General features: G+C 70.3%; 21 protein-coding genes and 4 pseudogenes. 10 read left to right on the top strand and 15 right to left on the bottom strand.

Annotated elements, in window-relative coordinates:
- A pseudogene (locus ABT342_RS35850) lies at positions 1 to 111 on the top strand (IS3 family transposase); the annotation flags it as partial.
- A gap of 76 nt (positions 112 to 187) precedes the next feature.
- A pseudogene (locus tag ABT342_RS35860) lies at positions 188 to 562 on the top strand (transposase); the annotation flags it as partial.
- A 67-nt stretch (positions 563 to 629) separates the two neighbouring features.
- On the opposite strand, the gene ABT342_RS35865 reads toward ABT342_RS35860, so the two are convergent.
- Together ABT342_RS35865 and ABT342_RS35870 are read right to left on the bottom strand one after the other, a co-directional pair.
- Complete coding sequence (locus tag ABT342_RS35865; RefSeq protein ID WP_351583033.1) at positions 630 to 2,039, bottom strand: IS701 family transposase; 1,410 nt, start codon at positions 2,037 to 2,039, stop codon at positions 630 to 632.
- Between the two features lie 249 nt (positions 2,040 to 2,288).
- A complete protein-coding gene (locus ABT342_RS35870) occupies positions 2,289 to 2,648 on the bottom strand; it encodes a MerR family transcriptional regulator (protein WP_351583036.1) in 360 nt (119 codons plus the stop codon).
- A gap of 113 nt (positions 2,649 to 2,761) precedes the next feature.
- On the opposite strand from ABT342_RS35870, the gene ABT342_RS35875 reads away from it, so the two are divergent.
- From ABT342_RS35875 to ABT342_RS35890, 4 genes are read left to right on the top strand one after another with little or no spacing between them, the layout of a single operon-like run.
- The gene (locus tag ABT342_RS35875; RefSeq protein WP_351583039.1) at positions 2,762 to 3,358 is read left to right on the top strand and encodes a DsbA family oxidoreductase; all 597 of its coding nucleotides are present in this window, start codon (positions 2,762 to 2,764) and stop codon (positions 3,356 to 3,358) included.
- Positions 3,355 to 3,849, top strand: coding sequence for a deaminase (locus ABT342_RS35880; protein ID WP_351583042.1), 495 nt, complete (start codon positions 3,355 to 3,357; stop codon positions 3,847 to 3,849). Before ABT342_RS35875 ends, ABT342_RS35880 begins: the two co-directional genes overlap by 4 nt.
- A 26-nt stretch (positions 3,850 to 3,875) precedes the next feature.
- Positions 3,876 to 4,196, top strand: a complete 321-nt coding sequence (locus ABT342_RS35885; protein ID WP_351583045.1) for a DMT family transporter — start codon at positions 3,876 to 3,878, stop codon at positions 4,194 to 4,196.
- Between the two features lie 58 nt (positions 4,197 to 4,254).
- Positions 4,255 to 4,674, top strand: coding sequence for a DMT family transporter (locus tag ABT342_RS35890; protein ID WP_351583049.1), 420 nt, complete (start codon positions 4,255 to 4,257; stop codon positions 4,672 to 4,674).
- 517 nt (positions 4,675 to 5,191) lie between these two features.
- On the opposite strand, the gene ABT342_RS35895 is transcribed toward ABT342_RS35890, so the two are convergent.
- The 6 genes from ABT342_RS35895 to ABT342_RS35920 form a co-directional block, all read right to left on the bottom strand.
- Positions 5,192 to 6,052: a hypothetical protein gene (locus ABT342_RS35895; protein WP_351583052.1), complete on the bottom strand. Its 861-nt coding sequence runs from the start codon at positions 6,050 to 6,052 to the stop codon at positions 5,192 to 5,194.
- Between the two features lie 442 nt (positions 6,053 to 6,494).
- Positions 6,495 to 6,704 carry a hypothetical protein gene (locus ABT342_RS35900; protein ID WP_351583055.1) on the bottom strand — a complete coding sequence of 70 codons (210 nt, stop codon included), beginning with the start codon at positions 6,702 to 6,704 and terminating at the stop codon, positions 6,495 to 6,497.
- Positions 6,705 to 7,006: 302 nt separating this feature from the next.
- Complete coding sequence (locus ABT342_RS35905; RefSeq protein ID WP_351583058.1) at positions 7,007 to 7,474, bottom strand: winged helix DNA-binding protein; 468 nt, start codon at positions 7,472 to 7,474, stop codon at positions 7,007 to 7,009.
- Between the two features lie 59 nt (positions 7,475 to 7,533).
- Positions 7,534 to 8,844, bottom strand: coding sequence for an SgcJ/EcaC family oxidoreductase (locus tag ABT342_RS35910; RefSeq protein ID WP_351583062.1), 1,311 nt, complete (start codon positions 8,842 to 8,844; stop codon positions 7,534 to 7,536).
- Positions 8,845 to 8,935: 91 nt separating this feature from the next.
- The gene (locus tag ABT342_RS35915; RefSeq protein ID WP_351583065.1) at positions 8,936 to 9,502 is read right to left on the bottom strand and encodes an oxidoreductase dimerization domain-containing protein; all 567 of its coding nucleotides are present in this window, start codon (positions 9,500 to 9,502) and stop codon (positions 8,936 to 8,938) included.
- Positions 9,503 to 9,550: 48 nt separating this feature from the next.
- Positions 9,551 to 10,774, bottom strand: coding sequence for an MFS transporter (locus ABT342_RS35920; RefSeq protein ID WP_351583068.1), 1,224 nt, complete (start codon positions 10,772 to 10,774; stop codon positions 9,551 to 9,553).
- A 237-nt stretch (positions 10,775 to 11,011) separates the two neighbouring features.
- Between ABT342_RS35920 and ABT342_RS35925 the strand changes: the two genes are divergently transcribed.
- Positions 11,012 to 11,305 (top strand): DUF6233 domain-containing protein, encoded by a 294-nt coding sequence (locus ABT342_RS35925; RefSeq protein ID WP_351583071.1) that lies wholly within the window; start codon positions 11,012 to 11,014, stop codon positions 11,303 to 11,305.
- Between the two features lie 14 nt (positions 11,306 to 11,319).
- Here ABT342_RS35925 and ABT342_RS35930 read toward each other — a convergent pair whose 3' ends face one another.
- On the bottom strand, positions 11,320 to 11,634 hold the full coding sequence (locus ABT342_RS35930) for a hypothetical protein (RefSeq protein WP_351583074.1): 315 nt from the start codon (positions 11,632 to 11,634) through the stop codon (positions 11,320 to 11,322).
- A gap of 83 nt (positions 11,635 to 11,717) precedes the next feature.
- Positions 11,718 to 12,029: a hypothetical protein gene (locus tag ABT342_RS35935; protein ID WP_351583077.1), complete on the bottom strand. Its 312-nt coding sequence runs from the start codon at positions 12,027 to 12,029 to the stop codon at positions 11,718 to 11,720.
- A gap of 396 nt (positions 12,030 to 12,425) precedes the next feature.
- Here ABT342_RS35935 and ABT342_RS35940 point away from each other — a divergent pair, with 396 nt between their 5' ends.
- Complete coding sequence (locus tag ABT342_RS35940; RefSeq protein ID WP_351583080.1) at positions 12,426 to 13,313, top strand: PhzF family phenazine biosynthesis protein; 888 nt, start codon at positions 12,426 to 12,428, stop codon at positions 13,311 to 13,313.
- A gap of 651 nt (positions 13,314 to 13,964) precedes the next feature.
- Here the strand turns inward: ABT342_RS35940 and ABT342_RS35950 are convergent.
- The 4 genes and pseudogenes from ABT342_RS35950 to ABT342_RS35965 all read right to left on the bottom strand — a co-directional run bounded on the left by ABT342_RS35950 (position 13,965) and on the right by ABT342_RS35965 (position 18,303).
- Positions 13,965 to 14,432 carry a DUF3995 domain-containing protein gene (locus ABT342_RS35950; protein ID WP_351583083.1) on the bottom strand — a complete coding sequence of 156 codons (468 nt, stop codon included), beginning with the start codon at positions 14,430 to 14,432 and terminating at the stop codon, positions 13,965 to 13,967.
- A 512-nt stretch (positions 14,433 to 14,944) separates the two neighbouring features.
- Complete coding sequence (locus ABT342_RS35955) at positions 14,945 to 15,862, bottom strand: RNA polymerase sigma-70 factor (RefSeq protein ID WP_351583086.1); 918 nt, start codon at positions 15,860 to 15,862, stop codon at positions 14,945 to 14,947.
- Positions 15,859 to 17,052 (bottom strand): NAD(P)/FAD-dependent oxidoreductase, encoded by a 1,194-nt coding sequence (locus tag ABT342_RS35960; protein ID WP_351583089.1) that lies wholly within the window; start codon positions 17,050 to 17,052, stop codon positions 15,859 to 15,861. Before ABT342_RS35960 ends, ABT342_RS35955 begins: the two co-directional genes overlap by 4 nt.
- Positions 17,053 to 17,239: 187 nt before the next feature.
- Positions 17,240 to 18,303, bottom strand: a pseudogene (locus tag ABT342_RS35965) (NAD(P)/FAD-dependent oxidoreductase).
- Between the two features lie 190 nt (positions 18,304 to 18,493).
- On the opposite strand from ABT342_RS35965, the gene ABT342_RS35970 reads away from it, so the two are divergent.
- Positions 18,494 to 19,099, top strand: a complete 606-nt coding sequence (locus ABT342_RS35970) for a TetR/AcrR family transcriptional regulator (RefSeq protein WP_351583094.1) — start codon at positions 18,494 to 18,496, stop codon at positions 19,097 to 19,099.
- Positions 19,096 to 19,785 carry an SGNH/GDSL hydrolase family protein gene (locus tag ABT342_RS35975; protein WP_351583097.1) on the top strand — a complete coding sequence of 230 codons (690 nt, stop codon included), beginning with the start codon at positions 19,096 to 19,098 and terminating at the stop codon, positions 19,783 to 19,785. Before ABT342_RS35970 ends, ABT342_RS35975 begins: the two co-directional genes overlap by 4 nt.
- A gap of 267 nt (positions 19,786 to 20,052) precedes the next feature.
- On the opposite strand, the pseudogene ABT342_RS35980 reads toward ABT342_RS35975, so the two are convergent.
- A pseudogene (locus ABT342_RS35980) lies at positions 20,053 to 20,493 on the bottom strand (GNAT family N-acetyltransferase); the annotation flags it as partial.
- Positions 20,494 to 21,035: the final 542 nt, after the last annotated feature.

The raw sequence follows: 21,035 nt of genomic DNA on the forward strand, positions 1-21,035 counted from the left end.
ACCTACGGTGCCCGCCGGATCACACGGGCCCTGGGGCGCAAGGGCCACGAGGTGGCCCGCTGCACCGTCGAGCGGCTGATGGCCGAGCTGGGCCTAGAGGGCCGCTTGCGTCGGCGACGGTGGAATGCAGTGTGACCTGGGACTTTGTGGCCCGGATCTCGACCAGTTGGCGAGGGCGGACCTTGCGGACGACGGCCAACGCGACGGACGCAAGAGCCTCTCCTGGCGCGACTACCGGGACCTGCTGACCGCCGCCCATCAGCAGCTCGGCGGCCCCATCGTGCTCGTCTGGGACAATCTGAACGTCCACAAGGCCGCCGACCTGCGGGAGTTCGCCACCTCCCGTGACTGGCTGACCATCTACTACCTGCCGCCCTATGCGCCTGACCTCAACCCCGTCGAGGGGATCTGGTCACTCCTGCGACGCGGCCGGCTCTCCAACGTCGCCTTCAGCACCCCCGAACACCTCGTCCAGCGCATCCGGCGCGGTCTCCGGCACATCCAGTACCGCAGCGACCTCATAGACGGCTGCCTCACCGAGACCGGCCTGACCATCAGACCCGCCCGAGCAACACGACATCACGAGTTCAACCTCAATAACGGTAGTTCGTTAAATCCGGCAGTAGAGATCAAGCCCGTGTCCGGTGGTGACCACGTCGATCAGGGCCTGGAGCTCGGAGCGTGGGCCCTTGTCCGTCCAGGCTCGCCACCACCGGTTCAGGCTGACGGCGGGGGTGAGCCAGGAACGGATGGCGCGTAAGGCCCTGGGCCAGCAAGGCTGTTGGGGCAGGTGGGGTTCGCCTGGGCCCCCTCTCTGGCCCGTCGTTGGGGCACGGATCCGGCGTGGTGGCATCCAGGGGTCCGGGTGGCGCGAACCACTGGCCCCAGCAGAAGGAGAAGGCGCAGTTGACCAGGGTCTGGTGGCGGCGGATGGCGCGGTCGGAGCGGACCTGAAAGTCGGCCCAGCCGAGTTCGTCCTTGATCTGCTTGTAGCTCTGCTCGATCCACGGCCGCAGGCCGTAGAGGCGGACGATCTCGGCGAGGTCGGCCGACGGATGCGGGCCGGTGGCAGCGTGGGCTACGTCGGGATGGGGCAGGTTGGTGGCCAGGTACCAGGTGGCCTTCTCCGGCAGTCCGGCCGGGTCGGTGGTGGCCACGACCAGACGGCAGGGTGAGTCGGGGCCGTAGCCGCCGAGGCGAGCATCGGCGGCCCACCAGGTATCGGTGTGCCCGTCGCGGAAGTGGCGTTCAACGGGCGTCCAGTCGCCGGGACGCTTGGCATCCTGCCAGGCCAGGGCGTGGGCGGCCTCGATGGGGGTGTGCGGCTGGTCGACCGGGGCCCAGACACCGTTGCGAGGCTTGAGCGCCACCACATAGGCCAGGCCGGCCTCGCGCAGTGCGAGATACCAGTCGTCACTGACCGAGTAGGCGCAGTCGGCGACCACCGCCCGGCAGTCGAAGCCCGCCTCCTTGCCGCGGGCTGCGAGAGCAGCGGCCAGCTGCGGTTTCGTGCGGAAGGCCGGGTCTAACCGACCGCGGACGAAGTGGTGGGCGGGGGTGTAAAGAGTCGCGTGCAGCGGGTAGTACACACGGCCGTCGGTCCACACCGTGGTCACCGTGACGATGCCGTTGTCCGTCTTGCCATACCGGCCCAGCCACTGCCGGCCCACGTGCGCGGTCGCCGTGCCGTCCTTGCCGTCACCGGAGTCGTCGATCACGATGACCCCGCCGTCGTGCGGAGCGATCGCCGACTGCTCTCGCAGCAGTTCAAGCCGCCGGTCGTTGACCTGCTCGGCCTCCCAGGGGGACTCACACAGGAAGAACTGCAGCCGCTGCACCCCTGGCATCCCCGCACCGGCCACCGGCTCCGCCCCTGCCAGACAGGTAATCGTCTTGTTCCGCTCCCGCGGCGCCAGCAGCCCGGTCAGGTACTCACGAAACCCCCGCCGCTGCGCCAGACTGACGAAGAGGTCGTCGAACCGGGCCGCGCACTCCTCCAACGGCCCCGGCGCGGGCGGACACGGACGGCGAGCAGTCATCTCCAGCCCCCAGCAAGGCAATTGACTCCTACCACCGGCCTACGACCAACCCGACCTGCCGTCAACCCACACCACCGCCGGACTTAACGAACTACCGGTAACTACACCACTCGGCGGGACGCCATCACCTGCCGGGCCCGATCCCGCCTCAGTCCGCCAGGGTCTGCAGAGCCGTCATGGTTCATTCCCTGCTCGTTCGCAGAGTCGCTTGGCTCGCAGGGGCACGCGCTGCTCGGGTTCGTGGGTTGATCACGGGGCTTGGCCGGGCAAGGCTGTTTCGATGCGGAGCGCTTGCAGGGTGTCGAGTTCGCGGTCGATGTCGCGTCGCTTGGCCTCCAGGCGCTCGGCCTCCTGGGCGAACAGCTGCTCCATGACGCCGTTGCGCTCTTCGAGCGGGGCCTCCATGCAGGGGAGCACTTCGTCGATGGTGGAGCTGCCCAAACCGGCAGCGAACAGGTGCTGGATCATGACGACCCGCTCGACCATGGAGCTGTCGAAGTCGCGCCACCCGCCGGAGGTGCGCTCGGAGCGGATGAGCCCGTGCTCCTCGTAGTACCGCAGGGCCCGGGTGCTGACGCCACTGGCAGCCGCCAACTCACCGATGCGCATAAGACCTCCTGAACTGCTTGCCGACTTCCGTTCCTTGAAGTTGACGCCAGTGTGAAGTTACACGATCTAGGTGTCGCACCCACCGGGGGTGCCTCGGGGAACCGGAGCTCGCCGTGACTGCTCAGATCCATCTGTGGTCGGACTACGTCTGCCCGTTCTGCCTGATCGCCAACGAGATGATCGAGCGCGCGATCACCGACCGGCCCGATGTCGAAATCGTCCACCACGCTCACGAGCTGCGTCCCCATCCGACACCCACGCTGCGACCGGAGGACCCGTACCTGCCCGATATATGGGAGCGTGCCGTGTACCCGATGGCACGCCACCATCAGGTGCCGATGCGGTTGCCGACCGTCTCGCCGCAGCCCTACACCGAGTTGGCGTTCGTGGGTGCCCAGTACGCCGCGGAGCAGGGGCGGGCCCACGCCTACCACCGTCGCGTGATGACGGCCTTCTTCCGCGAGGACCTCGACATCGGGGACCGCGCGGTCCTGGCCCGCCTGGCCGATGAGGCCGGACTCGACCCGGCCGCCTACGCCGCAGCCCTCGACGAGCAGGAGTACGCCGAGCGACACCGCCAAGCGCTGGCCGAGTCGGCGCGGATGAACATCACCGTCGTCCCCACGGTCATCATCGGCACCCGCCGCATCGACGGCGTCGCCACCGAAGGCGTGATCCGCCGGGCGCTGCAGGAAGCGGCCGCCGCATGACCGCCGACACGACCAGGCTCACCGCTCTGATGGCCGACGCCGTGGAGACCTGCGTCCGCCGGGTCGAGTCCGGCGGGGTTCCCTTCGTCGGACTGCTCGTAGCCGCCGACGGGTGGGTCTCCGACCCTGGTGTGAACCTCGTCCACGAGACCGGCGACCCCACCGCCCACGCGGAGATCGTCGCCTTGCGCCAGGCCGTCCGGGCCCGTGGCCGCTCCGCTCTGCAGGGAGCCACCCTGCTGGCGACAGGAGAGCCGTGTGCCCTGTGCTACCGCGTCGCCGCCACTCACGGCATCGCCGACGCCCGCTTCGCCGTCGATCGCGACACCGCCGCCGCGTGGGGCTTCGACTACCGGGCCGGCTACGACGCCGACGCAACCGATCGACTGCCCCTGGCGGCAGCGGCCCGGCACCTTGCCGTGGATCGGGGCCTGGCCCCCTTCATCCGCTACCACGACCTGCACCGGCACGACTTCACCATCCACTCGTAACCCACCACCACGTAAGGACACCCGTCATGCACTGGCTCTACCTCGCCCTCGCCGTCGTCTTCGAAATCACCGTCGCCATCACCGCCGGCAGGGCGCAGGGCTTCACCCGGCCCGGCTGGACCGTCGCCACGCTGGTCAGCGGTGGCATCGCCACCTACCTCCTCAGCCAGGCGCTGCTGACCTTCGAGGTCGGCGTCGGCTACGCGATCTGGACCGCCGTCTCCGGCGTCGGAATCGTCGTGCTCGGGGCCCTCGTCTTCAAGCAGCGTCTGGACTGGCGAAAGTTCCTGGGCATTGCCGCCGTCATCGCCGGAGTCGTCGGCCTCCAGCTCAGCGGAGCAGCCTGACGCCTCCGGAATCCAACCCCACCCCCCTGCCGAGATCGTCCCTGAGGAAGGAACTCACATGTCAACCACCGCTGCCCCCACCGCCAACGCCACCAAGAACGTCACAGTCCGCAGCGACCGAGCCCGCGCATGGCCGGTCCTGCTTCTCGCCGGAGCCTTCGAGATCGCCTACGCCTTGGCCGTGGGAGGCAGCCAGGGCTTCACCGTGCTCTCCTGGTCACTGCTCGCGGTCGTCTTCTTCCTGCTGACGCTCTTCTCCCTGAGCCTGGCCCTGCGCACCATCGACGTAGGCATCGGCTACGCCGTCTGGGCCGGCATCGGCGCCGTGGGAGCGGCCCTGCTCGGCCCGGTCTTCTTCGATGAGACCCTCACCCCGGTCAAGGTCCTCTGGCTCACCGTGATCATCGGCGGCGTCGTCTGGCTCAAGCTCTCGGACAGCCCCAAGCAGACGCAGACCGGTCAGTCCGCCCACCAGTAATGACCACCACACAGCCGCACACGCGAGGGCGGGCCCGGCGTTGCCGGGCCCGCCCTCGCGTGTGGGATGACTGGCCCTCACCCGAAAAGGGTGAGGCCCCACGCATCCCAGGGGTCGCCGGCCCCCGCCCCGACGCCGAGATCCTCCTCAACCACGCCGGACGCCGCGTCCTGGCCGAACTGTGCCGCACCAGCCCGCAGACGGCGAACAGACCACCCGCGCACGGTGGCGCGAGCTCGTCATCACCCGGCGCGACCTTCAGCGCCCCAGCTGACGATTCGCGGTCGAAGGCTCAGCGGCGGGAGCGCCAGCGGGTGAAGATCCGCTCGTGGGGACCGGCGTGGATGCCGAAAGGGATGTGACCAGAAGTCGGGGAACTTGAGGCCACACTGCTCGAAGTTGACCGAGCTGTCGCGCCAGTTGGTCATGACGACGTCACGGCGCTCCCAGACGACCTCGTCGTGCGGATGCACGCCCTGGACGCAGTGGGACGAGCGTCGAGTCGACCACCGGTCGTTCAGTCCGTAAGGAAGAGGCTCGCCGGTCCGTAGATGACGCGGGGTCCGGGAGTGGGATCGGCTACCGAGATCAGCGGCAAAAGGTCCATCGCTGGCGTCCAAGGGCCGTCAAACTTGTCTCCCGCTCCGGTAAGGACCCACGGTCGCACCCGCTGCGGAGTCAGCCCGCTGCCGACAAGTTTCATCAGGGCTGCGCCGACATCTTTAGGGTTGGCGAAGGCGGAGAAGCCAGCATGGCTGCCGAGCGTAGGCGGCAGCTGTACTTGGCCACCGGGTCCGAACTTGTCGAATTCGAAGGGCGCCAGCATCCCGCCCTTGGCAGCACAGTCGATCTGGACGCCCGCCTCGGCGATCTCGATCCCGACAGCGCCCCTGTTCGAGGCCCGTACGACGAGGAAGTACGGGCCGCCGATGTCGCCGCTCGGCAGCCCATCGGGAGACAGTGGCAGGATCTTCCTCACGTCATCCCCCATCGTGAAAGCGCACTTGAGTTCCACGGTGAGGGACGGCGCCTCCGAGCGGCTGGACACCCCCGTGTTCCGGCGGGCCCAGCCTCTGGCATTGAGGAGGTTGATCACGTCTCTGTATGCGGGCAGGAAGGCGTCACGGGCCGTGCAGGCCTGGCGGTTCAGTTCGTTGCGTTCCTCGCTGGTACTGGGGTACGACATCTCCAGCACCTGGGGGCCTTCGTCAGAGATGTCCGTCATGCCATTCAGCTCGAAACAAAGGGCCGCAAGCGCCGTCAGCATCTTGTCGTGAGCTGCTTGAAGCGTCTTGTCAACGTAGTCGACCGGGTCGTCCTCCAACGCCTCCAAGGCGTCACACACGGGGTTACTGACGGACAGCGGGACCTTGAACATCGTCTCGGCCCTGCGGAGCCACTTGAACCAGTTGTCGCTGGGTGGCAGGAGCTTCAAGAACCTGTCGGCGGTCTCCGGATCTGGGTCGTGCAGAGGTGTCGGGAGGCTCGGCGGCAGGTTGTCTTCTGCTGCCTTGGACGCGGGCGCCTCTGCGGCCGCGAGGCTTCGTCCCTGGTCCGCTTCGTCGCGCAGGCGCTGCCAGTGTCATCGTGTCGGCCATCGGAGTCGTGGGTCGGCCAAGACTGGCCCCGACTCGACCGAGCCGGGGCCACACCCGCAACATTTTCAGTGATCTTCCAGGGCTGTCTCCCCATTCGCGTCGGATCAGCGGGCATCGCCGAGGGGGCCTCTCCTGCCCGTTGGCGGGCAGGAGGGCACGCGCCCCGGCGGCGACCGCCCTGCGCGAATAGTCGCGACCAGCACAGAAATCGGACTCGTTCATCTAGGTCCGGGCCCGCTCCGCCGAGTAGTCGTCCGGCGCCCGCCCCGCGAGAGCGGCCGCGCGTTCGGAGGCGAGGAGCTTCACCCAGCCGTGGAAGTCCGGCATCACGTACGAGCCCAAGGCCGTTGTCCCGACCCGGGTGGTGCCACGGTGCCGGCCGATCGCGACTCCGCGCGCCTCCGACGGGTCCTCGAACCCTGGCTGCGGCACCCCGAACCCACCACGCCCGCAGCACTCCCTTGCCGGAGCGCTCACCGCGCAGGAATTGCTCGTAGACCGCGCCGACCTCGAAGAACCCGGCCGGTGCGACGCCGTTTGATCGGTTTGCCAACAGTGTCGGCAGCTGCCGGGCGGGGTCAGGCCGACGCGGTCGTCCGGCGGAACCTGCCGTAGGTGAGGTCGAGCCGCACGGGCCGAGCGCGCCCGGGCCGAGTTCCGGCCGGACGGGCCAGGCTGACCGACTGCACCCCCCGTGCCGGCTCGCGGGGGGGCATCCGAAGCTCATCGGCCTGTCAGGCCACTGTCCCGCCCGCGTTGCGGATCAGCTGCTGGAGCACCTTCACCGTGGTGACGTAGTCCGCGTCATCGATGCCCTCGTGGAGGGCGGTGCGGATCGCGGGGGCATTGCGCGCCAGGTCGACCCGGGCTCGCTCCCCTTCCTCGGTGAGCCACAGGCGGTCCTCGGCGTCCCGCCTCAGCCAGCCGCGCTCGACGAGCACCGCGGACTCTGCCGCCAGGTCGTCCTCGGGCCGGATGTAGGACCTCATGGCCTCCCTCAGCTCGGGCAGGGTCATCCCGTCACCGTCGGGCGAGATGTCGTTCACCGACAGGTTGCGCAGCAGCCAGAACTGGGGCTGGGTGTAGCCCTTCTCGACCTGCCGGGCCCGGGTGAACGCGATGAGCGCCTCGTAGGCGACACCGGTCCAGTAGGCGGCGGGCTGTCCGGCGAGTTCCGCATCGGACATCTGATGGATCGTCATGGAATGTTCCCCTCCTGCTGCTTCGAGTGTGGAGTCTGCACCGCAAGCCGTACAGGTCGTCAGTCGACGGCGACGGTGTTCTGGGCGGCGCCGACGCGCCAGGTGCCGTCCTCCTTGACCAGGATGTAGAACGGGCGGCCCTCGGGCCGGTCGGCGATCCGGGTGCCGTCGTGGCGGACCGGCTGCTGGCGGACGTTCACCGCGGCGATGTCGGGCCGCAGGAACAGCACGCGCTCGACGTCGTAGACGGCGGCGGACTCGGCCATCGCACCGGGCAGCACCTTCCGGGTGAAGGTCGCGATCTCCTCGAAGCCGGACAGCCGCTTGCCGTGGCCGGTGGTCCACACCGGGTCCTCCCGGCGGAAGACACTCAGGAACCGGTCGACCTGCTCGTTCTGCTGGGCGTGCTCGACCTCGGTGACCAGGCGACGGATCGCGGCCACCTCGGCGTCGGTCTCCGGGCCGTCGGGGGCGCCGAACACCTCGACCGGCCGGTACGAGCCCGACACCAGCTCGGCCACCGCGCCCGGCCGGGCCGGCCGCCAGCCGAGGGTGGTACGGGCGGCGGCGCCGCTGACGCTCTGGTCGAGGGCGAGCGCGTCCGCGAAGAGCGGCCCGAAGACCTCGGCGGCCTGCTCCACCGGCAGCGCGTGCGGGGCGGCGAGCACTCCGGCGGCGCGGCCTGCGGCGCGGGCGAGGTCACGGACCGGGACGGCCGACTCGCCGACGCCGTGCCAGACGGTGCCCGCCTCGGCCCGCTCGACGGCGGCCACGAACAGCTCGGCCAGGTCGTCCACGTGGACGGTCGGCCAGCGCACGCCCTCCTCGCCGTAGTACTCGGGCACCCCTTGCCGGCGGGACCGGTCGACGAGGATGGCGGGGATGCCGCCGCCGCGGCCGTACACGATGCCGGGCCGGACGACGACGGCGCGCACGCCCTCGGCGGCCTCGGCCAGCACCCGCTGCTCGATCCGCGGGCGGTAGCCGACGATGCCGATCGGGTTGGTCGGGGTCTCCTCGCCAACCTCCTGGGCCTCGCCGGTGGCGCCGAGGACCCAGACGCCGCTGGTGTAGACGAAGGGGCGGCCGGTGCCGCGCAGCGGAGTGGCGAGCGCCTCGATGACGGCGGTGTCGACGTCGGCGTCGCCGCTCGGGGGAGCCAGGTGGATCACGGCCTCGATCTCGGAGGTCACCGCGCCCGCCAGCGAGGCCGGGTCGGCGGTGTCGCCGACCAGCTGGGCGTGCCAGGCCCGGCCGGGCTGCGGCTCGGTGCCCCGGGTGAGTGCGACGACCTGGTGGCCGGCGGCGGCGAGGTGGTCGGTGACGGCGGAGCCGATGTAGCCGGTGGCGCCGGTGAGCAGAACCTTCATGACATTCCCCTCCTGAGGATCGAGACGTTACGTCTCGATCGATGGCATGGTGACGTGCTTCGAATCCTTGCAGTGCGCGCAGGGTTTCGTCTCAGAAATTGATCATGTGCCCGGCAAGGCCGTGGATCGCTTCCTTCACGGCCTCGCCCAGCGTCGGGTGCGCGTGGATGTTCCGCGCGACCTCGTGGACGGTGAGGTCCCACTGCTGGGCCAGGGTGAGCTCGGGCAGCAGTTCGGTGACGTCGGGGCCGATCAGGTGCGCGCCGATGATCTCGCCGTACTTCGCGTCGCTGATGATCTTGACGAAGCCTACCGGGTCGCCGAGGCCGTGCGCCTTGCCGTTCGCGGTGAACGGGAACTTGGCGACCTTGACGTCGAAGCCCTTCTCCTTGGCCTGCGCCTCGGTCCAGCCGAAGCCGGCGATCTGCGGCCGGCAGTAGGTGGCGCGCGGGATCATCGGGTAGTCGAGCTCCATCGTCTCGGCGCCCGCGAGGGTCTCCGCGGCGATGACGCCCATGCAGCCGACGTTCAGGCAGACACCGCCCCAGTACTTCTCCTCGACGACCGCGACCCGCTTGCCCAGCTGGGCGGCACGGATGGCGGCGACGTAGCCGCCGGGGCCGGCTCCGAGCACGACGAGGTCGAAACGCTTGCACATGGGGGTTCCTTGGCGTGAGTGTTGAGCGACTTCGGACAGGCGGCGGCGTCAGGCGGATACGCCGCGGGTGCGCCAGACCGTCAGGGTGGTCAGGAGGCCGACGGCCGCACCGACCCAGAGGGCCGTGGTGAGGGTGGCGGCGTCGACGAGGATGCCTCCGAACAGGGCGCCGATGGCGATCGCCAGGTTGAACACCGAGGCGTTCAGGGCGGTGGCGGCCTCTGCCTCGCGGGGGGCGGACTGCAGAATCCAGGTCTGCACGCTCACCGGAACCCCACCGAAGGCCAGGCCCCAGCCGATCAGCAGCACGATCCCGCCGACGGGGCTCGTACCGACGAGCGGGAAGAGCGCCAGGATCGCGGCGAGCAGGAGACCGATGGCCATGACCACCCTGCGGACGTCGCGTCCCACCACCGCGCCGGCAAGGAAGTTGCCGAGGATGCCGGCGACACCGAAGACGAGGAGAAGCGGGCCGACCATGCTCCTGCCGATGCCGGAAACGTCCTGCAGCACGGGGCTGACGAAAGTGAACGCCGCGAAGTGGCCCCCGACCAGCAGAAACGTGGTCAGCACTCCGGTGCGGACGGCACGGTTGCGAAACTGCGCCGCGAGCGTGCGCAGCCGTACGGGGTCGCTCGCGGGCAGGGACGGCAGCAGGAAGAGCAGGGCGGCGACGACGAGGAGGCCCAGGCCGCCGACGGTGGCGAACGCGACCCGCCAGCTGCTGAATTCGCCGATCAGAGTGCCGGCCGGCACACCCAGGACGTTGGCGGCCGTGGCTCCGCCGAAGGTGATGGCGGTGGCCCGGCCGACGTGTTCGGCGGGCACCATGCGCACGGCGATTCCGGCGGCGAGCGCCCAGAATCCGCCGATGCTGACGCCGATGAGGAAGCGCGAAGCGAGCAGGACGGCGAAGTTGGGAGCGAGGACGGACAGCAGGTTGGCCGCGGCCATCAGACCCAGCAGGGCGATCAGGACCGTACGCCGGTCACCTCGCCGGATCAGCACGGGCAGCAGCGGCGCGGTGGCGGAGGCGACGAGACCGGGCACGGTCACCATCAGACCCGCGGTCCCCTCGGAGATGTCGAACGCGCCGCCGATGGGGGTGAGCAGTCCCATGGGCAGCTGCTCGGCCGTCACCATGGAGAAGGTGCCGACGGCCACGGCCACCAGGGCGAGCCATCGCCGCAGCGGTACGGCGGCCGAGAGGCCGGGCCCGGACGTCGGCGCCGGGCCGGCGTCGCCGGCCCGGACGGGCTCGACGGTGGTCATGAGGGAACTCCTTGAGTGGAATGGGCTGACTGGAATGGGGCTGAGCGGCCCGCGGTCCACGGGCACGGACCCGCCCGTGGACCGCGGGAGAGGAGGGGACGGCAACACGCCGAGAACAGCGGAGGGCCCCCGGGGGAGACAGGGCTGAGGGCAGGGTGACGGTCAGAGCGTCTGGGTACCCCACCGGTCGAGTACGCAACGTGGGTCACCTCCGCGCAGCTGCGCCCGATCCCCGGCGTGGACCTGGACGCCGTGCCCACGCACCACCGGACCGGCGCCGCCACCGTGGCGGCGGCGCCCGCCGCGCCCTGGGCGTGGGTTCTGGACGGCCGGACCCGCCGGCGGGCCGCGACCGTGCACGCCGAGGGGTGCCGTCCGGCCACCGACCGCGCGGTGCCCGTGAAGACGATGGCGGCCCTCGATGCACTGGCCCGGCCCGGCACCACGGCGTGCACCGGGTGCGACGCCGCCGAGACCCTGCTGCCGATCCTCGCCCACGGCCAGGACGACGCGCCCGACCTCGGCGACTGAACCGACGCCGCAGGTCAGACAGTCGGGGACCCGGTGTATTCGTGGCGCTGGTAGCCGCGGCCGTCGCCGTGCCAGTCCAGGAACAGCATCGAGTCCGCGAGGGCTCCGGGGCCGGCCCGGTGGCTGATCGTCGGCGTCCGGAAGCTGCCGTCGTAGTTCCCGCCCGACGTACTGTCCTCCAGCCGATCCTCAAGCCCCGGTAAATCACGCTCGACCACCACCGGGTCGGTGCCGTCCCGGGATTGCTTGATCTGCACCCGCACCTTGGCCCCGTCAAAGATCGTCGGGTCGTCCACCTCCCGGAACCGGGTCCCGTCCGGCGTACGCATACACGGTGCCCCCGGACCGGGCCGCGCACGTCTTCACCGTGATCCGCCAGTTGTCCGGCCACGGCCCGTCATAGCTGCTGTCGTCAATGTCCCGGGTACTGGACGCGCACGTGTAGGCCGGGGCGGCCGTCGCGGCGGGCGCGCCCGGGGCCGCCACGGCAGCGACGGCCAGCGCCGCCAGGAACGCCGAGCCTCACCGCCGCCTGGTCCGGGCCGAGCGGGACGTGCCGGTCCAGGAGGGCGGGCAGGTCCCGCCGGCGGGCCAGGGCGGCGACCTGCTCCGGGTGCACGTCGGGGAACTCCACCTCCCCGCCGAGGCAGACCAGCAGGCCGGCCCGGACGAGATGCCCGATCGCCGCAGCCGTCACCCACAGCCGCATCGGCGGCAACGGCACCCCCAGCATCTCCGAGTGTGTTTCGGCATGGGTGTGCGGCGTGAGGTCTACGACGTGGTGCAGGCGGCGGGGCGTTTGCGGGTCCCTGTGGCGGTGGGCGGCGGGTTCGGGTCTGGTCCCGGCCGCGGACGCGGGTCCGGGTGTGTGGTCGACAGTGGCTGTTCGACCTTCGGGACGCTGCGGTCCCACCACGGGGAAGAGCCCCAGGAGACGGTTCCCCATCCGTCCCTGGCCATGCACACCGGCCCCGAGTACGTCGCCTACTCGACGGAGTCGGCAGACCGGGCGCGCCATGAGCGCAGAAGCCGAGAATGCTGAGATCGTGACCGCGGAGCGGAGCTCCGAGACGGTCCCTGTCTGGGGAACCAACCGGGGGATCCCCGCCGTTGCCCCGGCATGAACTCGATACGGGAAACCCCCGACGTCCTGCGTTACACCGCCTTCTCCGACGATCCCGAGGGAGGCAATCCCGCCGGAGTCGTTCTCGATGCCACGGGCCTCAGCGACGAGGAGATGCAGGCGATCGCCGCCGAAGTCGGCTACAGCGAGAGCGCGTTCCTGACAGCGCCGTCCGAGGGAGAAGGCTCCGGCGTGTCGGACGCCGGGCGCGCGTACACCATCCGCTACTTCAGCCCCAAGATGGAAGTGCCCTTCTGCGGTCACGCCACCGTCGCGACGGCCGTGGCCCTCGGCGAGCGCATCGGCCCCGGCGCCCTGGTATTCACCACGCAGGCCGGAACCGTGCCGGTCACAGTGACCCGCGAGGGCGGGGTGCTGCGGGCCACACTCACGAGCGTCGAGCCGCACATCGAGGAGATCGCGGCCGATGACCTGGCAGAGGCACTCGCCGCGCTCGACTGGCCGGCCGGCGACCTCGATCCCGCCCTGCCTCCCCGCATCGCCTTCGCGGGTGCCCGCCATCTGGTCCTTGCCGCCGCGAGCCGAGAGCGCCTGGCCGACCTGGCGTACGACTTCGCCCGCATGGAGGCCCTCATGCACCGGCTAGACCTGGTGACGCTTGAGTTGGTCTGGCGCGCCTCTGCGGGGGTCTTCCACGTCCGCGCCCCCTTCCCGGTGGGCGGTGTGGTCGAGGACCCGGCGACCGGGGCGGCGGCCGCCGCCTTCGGCGCGTACGCCCGTGAGCTCGGACTCGTGCCCAAGGCGACGGTGCTCACTCTCCACCAAGGGGAGGACATGGGACGCCCCGGCGTCCTGACGGTGGAACTGCGGGCGGGCGACCGGCGGATCAGGGTCAGCGGCGCAGGGACCCGCATCCCGGCCTGATCCAAACGACAGGCCCTGGCCTGCGCTGGTGGTTGATCGTTAGTTGTTGTGTGACTTGTGCTGCTGGTGCGTCTGTTCCTCGTCGGGGCCCGGAGCTGGAGCCGTTGCTGTTGTCCGTTGATGAGCGGGCGGCGTTGGAGCGGTGGATGCGACGGGCGACGTCGGCCCAGGCTCTGGCCCTGCGCGCACGAATTATGCCGGCGTGCGCGGGGCTGGAAGTACCGCCGATCATTGCGGTCGCCCGGGATCTGCCCCCTGCCCATCCCGGTCGGCCGGCTCCCGCGACTCAAGGGCGTCCGGGCTGCCGCTGGCCCTGTGCCACCTGGAGGCCCGGCCATGCCACTGACCGTGCAGCGACTGGTCAACAAGATCGGTCGTGTGATGGTGGCCCGTCAATCACTACTCATTGGCTGTCCATCCCGTGGCAAGACCGTAAACGTCATCGTGGCGGACACCCGACACCCGCTTCCGCGTCGTCCACGATGGCGTGGAACCGGCCGTCCACCCCCGCACCAGGGTAAGCCAGTCACCCGGTTCAAGGCATGGCCGAGCCGCCAATCACGCGAACCGCGTCAAGAAAGTCATGAGAACGGAGCATCAAGCAAATCCTGAGCCGTCACACATCAGGGCGGCGCCCAAGGACCGGCCGGCTCAGCCGCCGGCGCGCGTCCGGCCCGCCACGTAACCGGTGAGCCCGCCGAGGGCCAGGCAGAGCGGGGAGTACACCCGCAGGTCCCAGTGGCGGAACCGAGGGGTGGCCGCGCGCAGCTGGAGCCCGGAGGCGGCGAGGCCCCCCAGGCCCCGCGCGGCCATCACTCCAGTCACGGTCCACACCCCGGCCCGCACCACCCGGGAGCGGCCGGGCCGGCTCTCGGGCCGGGCCGCGGCGGTGACAAGCCAGCTGGCCGCGCCGAGCAGCCCGGCCACGGCCGCCGCGGCGGCCCGGGGCGGCCCCTCCGCCGACTCGACCCCGACCACCGCGTCGGCCAGGTCCTCGTAGGACCGCAGCGGCCACGGGCTCTTCAACCACACCAGGTGAAGGGCGCCGGCCGCGGCCAGCCCCGTCGCGGCCACCGCCGCGGCCCCCCGTACCCCGCCGCCCTCGTGCGCGTTCGCCATCGGTCGTTCCCCTTCGCCGGACGCCGTTTTCGGGTCCGCACGCCGTCGTTCGGACCCGAAAACGCTACCAAGCGCCCGGATGGCATCAACAAGTTGGTATCAGCGGTCAGTTAGCGCCGGGCTCGTAGTTGGTCAGGACACAGCCGTCGACGGATGCCTTCTCCACGCGGTAGCCCTGCGGGGCCTTGAAGCCAGGCACGCGGTTCGGGTATGTCATGAACGGGGCTCGACGTCCCACGTGCGGGCGTACAGGTCCAGGACCTGGGCAGCGTTGGGCCGGGAGTCCGGGTTCCTGATGGAAATCCATGAGCGGTGCTGCCAGGGTCTGATTGCGTCCTGGTCAAGCCAGTGGCGCACGCGCGCAGCGGCAACAGGCGAGGCAGGTAAGCCGATCAGCAGAAGTGGAACACGGCGGCCACAGCCTGGCGCGTCCGCTTCCACGTGGGCACGGGCTGTGCTGGGGCAGCGGGCCCGTGCGCTCGCGGGAATTCCGAACGGCGTCGACGACGAGCTCAGGAGAGTTCGTGCCGAGTGCCGCTGGCAACGGCGTGGAGCTTGTCCGGGTTGGCCACATTGTGGATGGTCGAGATGCGGCCCCCCGGATCGAAATCGAACGTCAGCGTGGCGATCACTCGGTCCGGGCCGCGGAACACCAGCCCCGGGCCGCCGTTGATCCAGGTGAGTTCCGCCCGCATCTGCCCCGGCTCAATGCCCTGGTAGGTCGCGGTGCCGAGGGCGGCGAACCAGCCGGCCACGGTCTCCAGGCCGACGACCGGCTTGAGGGCCTGGCGGACCTTGCCGCCGCCGTCGGTCCACAGCGTCACGTCCGGGGAGAGCACTTCCATGAGGGTGTTGATGTCGCCGCCCGTGGCCGCCGCGAAGAACCGCTCGGTGACGTCGCGTTGGCGGGCGCGGTCCGCGGTGAACCTGGGCCGTCTGGCCTGGACGTGCTCGCGGGCTCGGTGCGCGGCCTGGCGGACCGCCGGCTCCGAGCGTTCCACCGCGTGGGCGATCTCCGCGTAGCTGAAGGCGAAGACCTCCTTCAGTACGAAGACCGCGCGCTCCAGGGGGCTCAGCGTCTCCAGCACGACCAGCAGGGCCGTGGAGACCGAGTCCGCCGTGGCAGCGCCGTCGGCGGTGTCCGGGCCCGTGAGGATCGGCTCGGGGAGCCATGGCCCGACGTAGGTCTCGCGCTGGTGGCGGGTCGACCGAAGCCGCTCCATCGCCAGGTTGGAGACGATCCGGGTCAGATAGGACTTGGGGTCGGCGACCTGGGAACGGTCGGCCGCCGACCACTTCAGCCAGGCGTCCTGGACCACGTCCTCGGCGTCGGCGGCCGTGCCGAGGATGCGGTAGCCGACGGAGAAGAGCAGGGTACGGTACTGCTGGAAGGCGAGCTGGTCGGGGTCGACATGCTGCGGCTGGGTCACTTGGCGCTCCGTATCCGGGTGTAGCGGCCGCCGTGCGGCCAGAAGGCGCCCGAGGCGGGCATCTTCTTCATGCGGGCGAAAGTCGGCCACGGCGCGGCGGTGACCGTCTCCTTGTACTTCGTGGCCCGCTTGCCTGTCAGCACGAGCCGGCGCGGGCTGTCGTCGGGGCGGGTGAACTGCACGACGGCGTCGTTCCGGCCCAGGCTCACGGGAGTGTGGTAGTAGCCGAACCGGAAGGCCCTGGGTTCCTTGCCGGCCAGCACCCGCAGGATCGAGAGGGCCGCGTGCACGCCGGTGGGCATGCCGCTCTGGCAGGTCCCGTGCATCACGCCGTAGCCCTGACGGATCGCCGCCGCATCGCCCACGGCGTAGACGTCCGGGTGGGAGACCGAGCGCAGCGCGCTGTCGGTGACCACACGGCCGCGCTCGTCGACGCTCAGCCCCGCGGCGGCGGCCAGCGGCGAGACGCGTGTGCCGCTGGTCCACAGCACCGCGTCCGCCGGAATGCTGGTGCCGTCGGCGAGCTCGACGCTGTCCGGCAGCACCTTGACCACCTCGACGCCGCTGTGCACCCGCACTCCGAGCCGGGCCAGCGCCGCGTCCAGGTGGGCCTTGGCCTTCGGGTGCATGCCCGCGCCCGGCTCCTGCCGGCCCACCAGGACCACCTGGAGCTCCGGGTGCCGCTCGGCGATCTCGGCTGCGGCCTCGACGCCAGTGAGGCCGCTGCCTGCGACCACGACGGTCCCGCCGTCGAGCCGGGCCAGCTGGCCGGCGAGGAGAGCGGCGTCCTGCGGGCTGTTGAGGGTGTAGGCGTGGTCGTCCACGCCGGGCACGGCGGCGGTGTCCGCGACGCTGCCCAGGCCGTAGACCAGGGTGTCGTAGCGCAGGACCCGGTCGTCGTCGATCCGGACGGTCTTCGCATCGGCGTCCACCGCGGTGACCCAGCCGCGGACGAAGCCGGCACCGGTGCCGTCCAGCAGCTCCTGGATCTTCATCTCGGCCGTCTCCTGGCCGGTGGCGGTCATGTGCAGCCGGAGCCGCTCAGTGAAAGTGTCGTACGGGTTGACCAGCGTCACCCGCAGGTTCCCGCGCTTCCTGGTACGGGCCGCGAGCTGGATCACGGCCGAGAGCCCGGCGTAGCCGGCGCCCAGGACCAGGACCTCGTGCTGCTGCGCTGCTGTCGTGTTCATCGATCTGTCGCCTCTTTCGTGTCGGTTGTTCCCCTGCGGACGACCACCAGACGCAAGCTGCCCTCCCGTTCGTGACATGGGGCTGATATGGCAAGCGTCACATCAGGAAGAGAGGGTGGGCGCACGCCCCGACCTCCGTGCGGTGCAGTCCGAGACACCTCGGCCACACCGGAGGTCTTCGCCATGATCAAGATCTGGGTCCGTTAACAACGCTCGTGATCAATACACCTACCTGGCCCGCCTGCTCGGCGGTGACCGGAGCCGTGTCACGCCTGGCCTGCAGCAGCTCCTCCCGTACGCCACCGCGCGAGACGTTGTGCTGGTTGTACGAGCCGGGCTTGCCCGCCTCGTCGGCCAGGCCCTTGATGGTGAGCCTGCAGACGAACTCCTTGTTCTTCGCGCCGGGTCGGCCCGCCGGTGTGGAACCACAACGCTCTTGTGGGCGAACTGGACCACGCCGGCCCCTCGGCCCAGGCTGATGCACTGGCCGACGAACACCTGGTTGAGGATCAGGGGCTGTTCGCCCGCGATGCGGCTGGCCAGGTCCGGCACGCCGAATCCGGCGGTCCAGACGGTCAGCTCGCTGGGCAGCGTGCGGCCGCTGCTGAGCCGGACGGCGTCGCGGGTCACCTCGCTCACCAACGCGCCGGGGCCGTCGAGCACGGTCACACCGAGCCGGGCCAGGCGCTTGGTGATCGAGCGCCGGCCGCGGGGGTGCAGGTACGGGCCGAGGACCCCGCCGCAGACGAGGGTCACCGCGCGGCCCGCCTCCGCCAGCTCGGCGGCCGTCTCGATGCCCGTCGGCCCGGCTCCCACCACCGTCACCGCGGCCGTTGCGGGGGCGGCGTCGAGGACCGGCCGCAGCCGTGCCGCCTCCTCGAACGTGGCGATCGGGTAGGCGAACTCGGCTGCCCCCGGCACGCTCGGATCGGCGCTGCCGCTGCCCACCGCGTAGATCAGGTAGTCGTAGCCGACCGCGCCGCCCGACGCCAGGGCCACGCTGCCCCGCTCCGCGTCGATCTGGGTCACGGTGCCGACCGGCAGCCGGACGCCGTCGTCCGGGACCTCTCTGTAGTCGACGACTGCGTCGTCAGCCCCGCCCACCAGTTGGTGCAGACGAATTCGTTCCACGAAGTCCGGGCGCGGGTCAATCATGGTCACGGTCACGTCGTGGCGCTGCGTCAGACGATTGGCCGCCATGACTCCGGCATACCCGCCGCCGATCACGACAACTTCGGTGTTCTCGTTCATGGACTGCTTCGTTCCTTGGGTTCGACCCGACACCGCATCGTCGACAGCTGGGACAACGCTTGAGGCGGATCACTGTGCGGAGGGCTGCTCTGGGCGTGACGAGGAGGCCGACGCTCCAACTCTGCGGGCCTGACCGGAATGATCATCGGAATGATGGAAGTAAGTAGTTACTTCTGTCAAGATGTAGCCCATGGGAATGCGCAGCACGGCAGCACAGCGACGTGTCGAGGCCATCGAGGCCGGCATGCGGGTGTTCGCCGACCACGGGTTGACGACAACGGCGGTGCAACGCATCGCGGACGAAATCGGCGTGTCACAGCCGTACGTGTTCAGGCTGTTCGGGAGCAAGCGGGCGTTCTTCCTCGCCTGCATGGACGAGATGGAGGCCCGCGTTCGTGAGGTCTTCCGGCAGACGGCCGCGGCCTCCCCGGACGAGCCCTTCGAGGCAATGGGCGCCGGCTTCCGCGACCTCATCGCCGACGGCGTGATCAGCGGACTGTGGGTGCAATCGTGCGCCGCGGCGCGCGCCGACGAAGTGATCGCGGCGCGGTGCCGAACGTTCGTCGCGGGCTTGCTGGAGGAAGTCGACCAGGCCACCGGGGCGGGGGCGGACGCCTTGGCACAGTTCCTCGCGACCGGCGCGCTGGTCATGGTGCTGCAGGCGGTGGGCGCGAATCTGACCGAGGGCAGCCGGGGAGCGATCGAGGCGCTGCGCGTAGCGGAGACCTTTGCCGCGCCGGTGCCCGACGAGGGGATGGCCGCGGCCTCCGGGTCGGCCAAGAAGGCGGCGCGATGAACCTCGTGACACTTCCGGTCGTGGCGGCCCAAGCGCTGTGGGTGCGCGCCCGGACCGAGTCCCCGCCTCCGCCCGCAGGTGCCGTCACGGGGTGCGCCGGAGCTGGAACACGTCGTCCTCTACGTGTAGCCGTCATCGGCGAGTCGACGGCGGCGGGCTACGGCGTGGAAACCCACGACGACGGCTTTCCCGGCGCGTTCGCCCGCGAACTCGCAGCCCGGACGGACTCGTTCGTCCAGTGGGAAGTGTCCGGACAGTACGGGGCGACCGCCCGGCGCATACGGCATCGGGTCGTACCGGAGCTCGGGGACGGCCTGCAGGTCGTCGTCCTCCTCGCCGGTGTCAACGACGTGCTCGCGAGGCGCTCACCGACCGATTGGGGCGACGATCTCACCGCCATCGTGGACGACCTCGGCCAGCGCGCCGAACGCGTCGCGGTCACGGGCATCCCGCCCTTCACCGCCTTCCCGTCCCTCCCCGGTACCCTGGCCCGCCACCTCACCCGGCGTGCCGACGCCCTCGACGAAGTCTCCCGCCGGATCTGCGCCGAGCGCCCCCAGGCGACGTGGGTTCCCTCCGACGACATCCCGGCCGGCCGCGAGTTCTTCGCCCGCGACGGCTTCCACCCTGCCGCCCCCGGCTACCGCCGCTGGGCCCAGGCGGTCGCGGACCAGTTGCCTCTGTGATCGCCGGACGGTGTCCTCCACGAGAGTGACTGCCTGACGGACCGGAACAACAACCGAGGAGGACGGCGAGATCACGGAAGACACTTGCGGAGATTCTGGACACAATGATGCAGGGGGCGGTTCCCGCCACCTGCCGGAGGCGCAACTGTGGTGCCACAGCGAAGCCATGGCGACGCCGGGGTGATCGCCTCGACGCGCGAGCGCGGCGAGAGCGTGCGGACGACATGCCAGGCACGGCTTCCGGCGAACGGTCTCGTCACATCGGGAGGAGAAGAGACGCACTGGCTCGTACGCGTCGTCACGCAGGGGCGTCACCATGGTCCGCAGCGGCATGAGGACCAAGCGGTTTTCGGGTTGTTCAACGAGTACGTCCTGGTCGAGCAGGTGCCATCCGAGGCGCTGATACAGCGGCACCAGGGGCGGCCGGCAGAACAGGAGTGCGTGCCGAGGACCCATCGTGCGCGCGTGGTCAAGTGCTGCCGCAACGACGAGCCGAGCCAGCCCCTGACCTTGCATGTCGGGTGCGACGGCCACTCCGCCGACGCCCACCACCTCCGTATTGGCGGCGCCCATCGCAACAGGCAGACGTAGCAGGCCCGCGTGGGCCACAAGCCGGTCGCCGTGTCTGATTCCGAAGTGCTCTTCCTTGGGCAGCCAGGTCAAGCCGGCCACGGCAACACCAAAGGGGGCGTCGCCGTCGCCGAGGATCTCGCCCTGCTCCGCCTTTGGCTACCGAGGAAGCCGAACTACGGTGGGTGCCACAGAGGGTTGATTCTCAGACATCCCCACATGATGATCTCTCCTCCGTGGATCGGCCAAGCGTTTGCTCGGCCGACCATCGGGCGCGATGCTGTGGCGTTCGGCGAGTCCGCCCACGGACATCGCATCCCGAAGATGCGTTCAGGGGACGCCGACCTCACCGCCTGCCGGCCTCCCTGGACGGGTTCAGCACGGGCCGAAAAGCACCGCCTATAGGAGCAGGTCACAGGACCCAACCTGGGCCCGCACCCCTCGGACCCGCGCTCGTCTAACGCGCCGCCCGGTGCCCGGCCGATTGCCGGCAATCCTTGCCGCGCATGGAGGAAAATGATCCTGTGAACTCCCTTGCTTCCGGCCAGCGTTCCCTCCGCGACCCCGCCGTGCGACACCCCCTGTGGCCGCCGCGCATACCGCACACGACCCGGCCATCGGACGTCTGACCGTCGACCCCAGCCCTGCCAACGGCGCGCCCGCCGCCCTCGCCCACGACC

Source organism: Streptomyces sp. NPDC000410, assembly GCF_040300305.1.
Taxonomy (GTDB): Bacteria; Actinomycetota; Actinomycetes; order Streptomycetales; family Streptomycetaceae; genus Streptomyces.

What these genes read in the sequence shown, in the direction of transcription:
- ABT342_RS35915 (WP_351583065.1), bottom strand. Translation starts at nt 9,502, where the DNA reads ATGTGCAAGCGTTTCGACCTCGTCGTGCTCGGAGCCGGCCCCGGCGGC.
- ABT342_RS35890 (WP_351583049.1), top strand. Translation starts at nt 4,255, where the DNA reads ATGTCAACCACCGCTGCCCCCACCGCCAACGCCACCAAGAACGTCACA.
- ABT342_RS35940 (WP_351583080.1), top strand. Translation starts at nt 12,426, where the DNA reads ATGAACTCGATACGGGAAACCCCCGACGTCCTGCGTTACACCGCCTTC.
- ABT342_RS35870 (WP_351583036.1), bottom strand. Translation starts at nt 2,648, where the DNA reads ATGCGCATCGGTGAGTTGGCGGCTGCCAGTGGCGTCAGCACCCGGGCC.
- ABT342_RS35895 (WP_351583052.1), bottom strand. Translation starts at nt 6,052, where the DNA reads ATGTTCAAGGTCCCGCTGTCCGTCAGTAACCCCGTGTGTGACGCCTTG.
- ABT342_RS35950 (WP_351583083.1), bottom strand. Translation starts at nt 14,432, where the DNA reads ATGGCGAACGCGCACGAGGGCGGCGGGGTACGGGGGGCCGCGGCGGTG.
- ABT342_RS35920 (WP_351583068.1), bottom strand. Translation starts at nt 10,774, where the DNA reads ATGACCACCGTCGAGCCCGTCCGGGCCGGCGACGCCGGCCCGGCGCCG.
- ABT342_RS35975 (WP_351583097.1), top strand. Translation starts at nt 19,096, where the DNA reads ATGAACCTCGTGACACTTCCGGTCGTGGCGGCCCAAGCGCTGTGGGTG.
- ABT342_RS35910 (WP_351583062.1), bottom strand. Translation starts at nt 8,844, where the DNA reads ATGAAGGTTCTGCTCACCGGCGCCACCGGCTACATCGGCTCCGCCGTC.
- ABT342_RS35930 (WP_351583074.1), bottom strand. Translation starts at nt 11,634, where the DNA reads ATGCGTACGCCGGACGGGACCCGGTTCCGGGAGGTGGACGACCCGACG.
- ABT342_RS35880 (WP_351583042.1), top strand. Translation starts at nt 3,355, where the DNA reads ATGACCGCCGACACGACCAGGCTCACCGCTCTGATGGCCGACGCCGTG.
- ABT342_RS35865 (WP_351583033.1), bottom strand. Translation starts at nt 2,039, where the DNA reads ATGACTGCTCGCCGTCCGTGTCCGCCCGCGCCGGGGCCGTTGGAGGAG.
- ABT342_RS35960 (WP_351583089.1), bottom strand. Translation starts at nt 17,052, where the DNA reads ATGAACACGACAGCAGCGCAGCAGCACGAGGTCCTGGTCCTGGGCGCC.
- ABT342_RS35970 (WP_351583094.1), top strand. Translation starts at nt 18,494, where the DNA reads ATGGGAATGCGCAGCACGGCAGCACAGCGACGTGTCGAGGCCATCGAG.
- ABT342_RS35905 (WP_351583058.1), bottom strand. Translation starts at nt 7,474, where the DNA reads ATGACGATCCATCAGATGTCCGATGCGGAACTCGCCGGACAGCCCGCC.
- ABT342_RS35885 (WP_351583045.1), top strand. Translation starts at nt 3,876, where the DNA reads ATGCACTGGCTCTACCTCGCCCTCGCCGTCGTCTTCGAAATCACCGTC.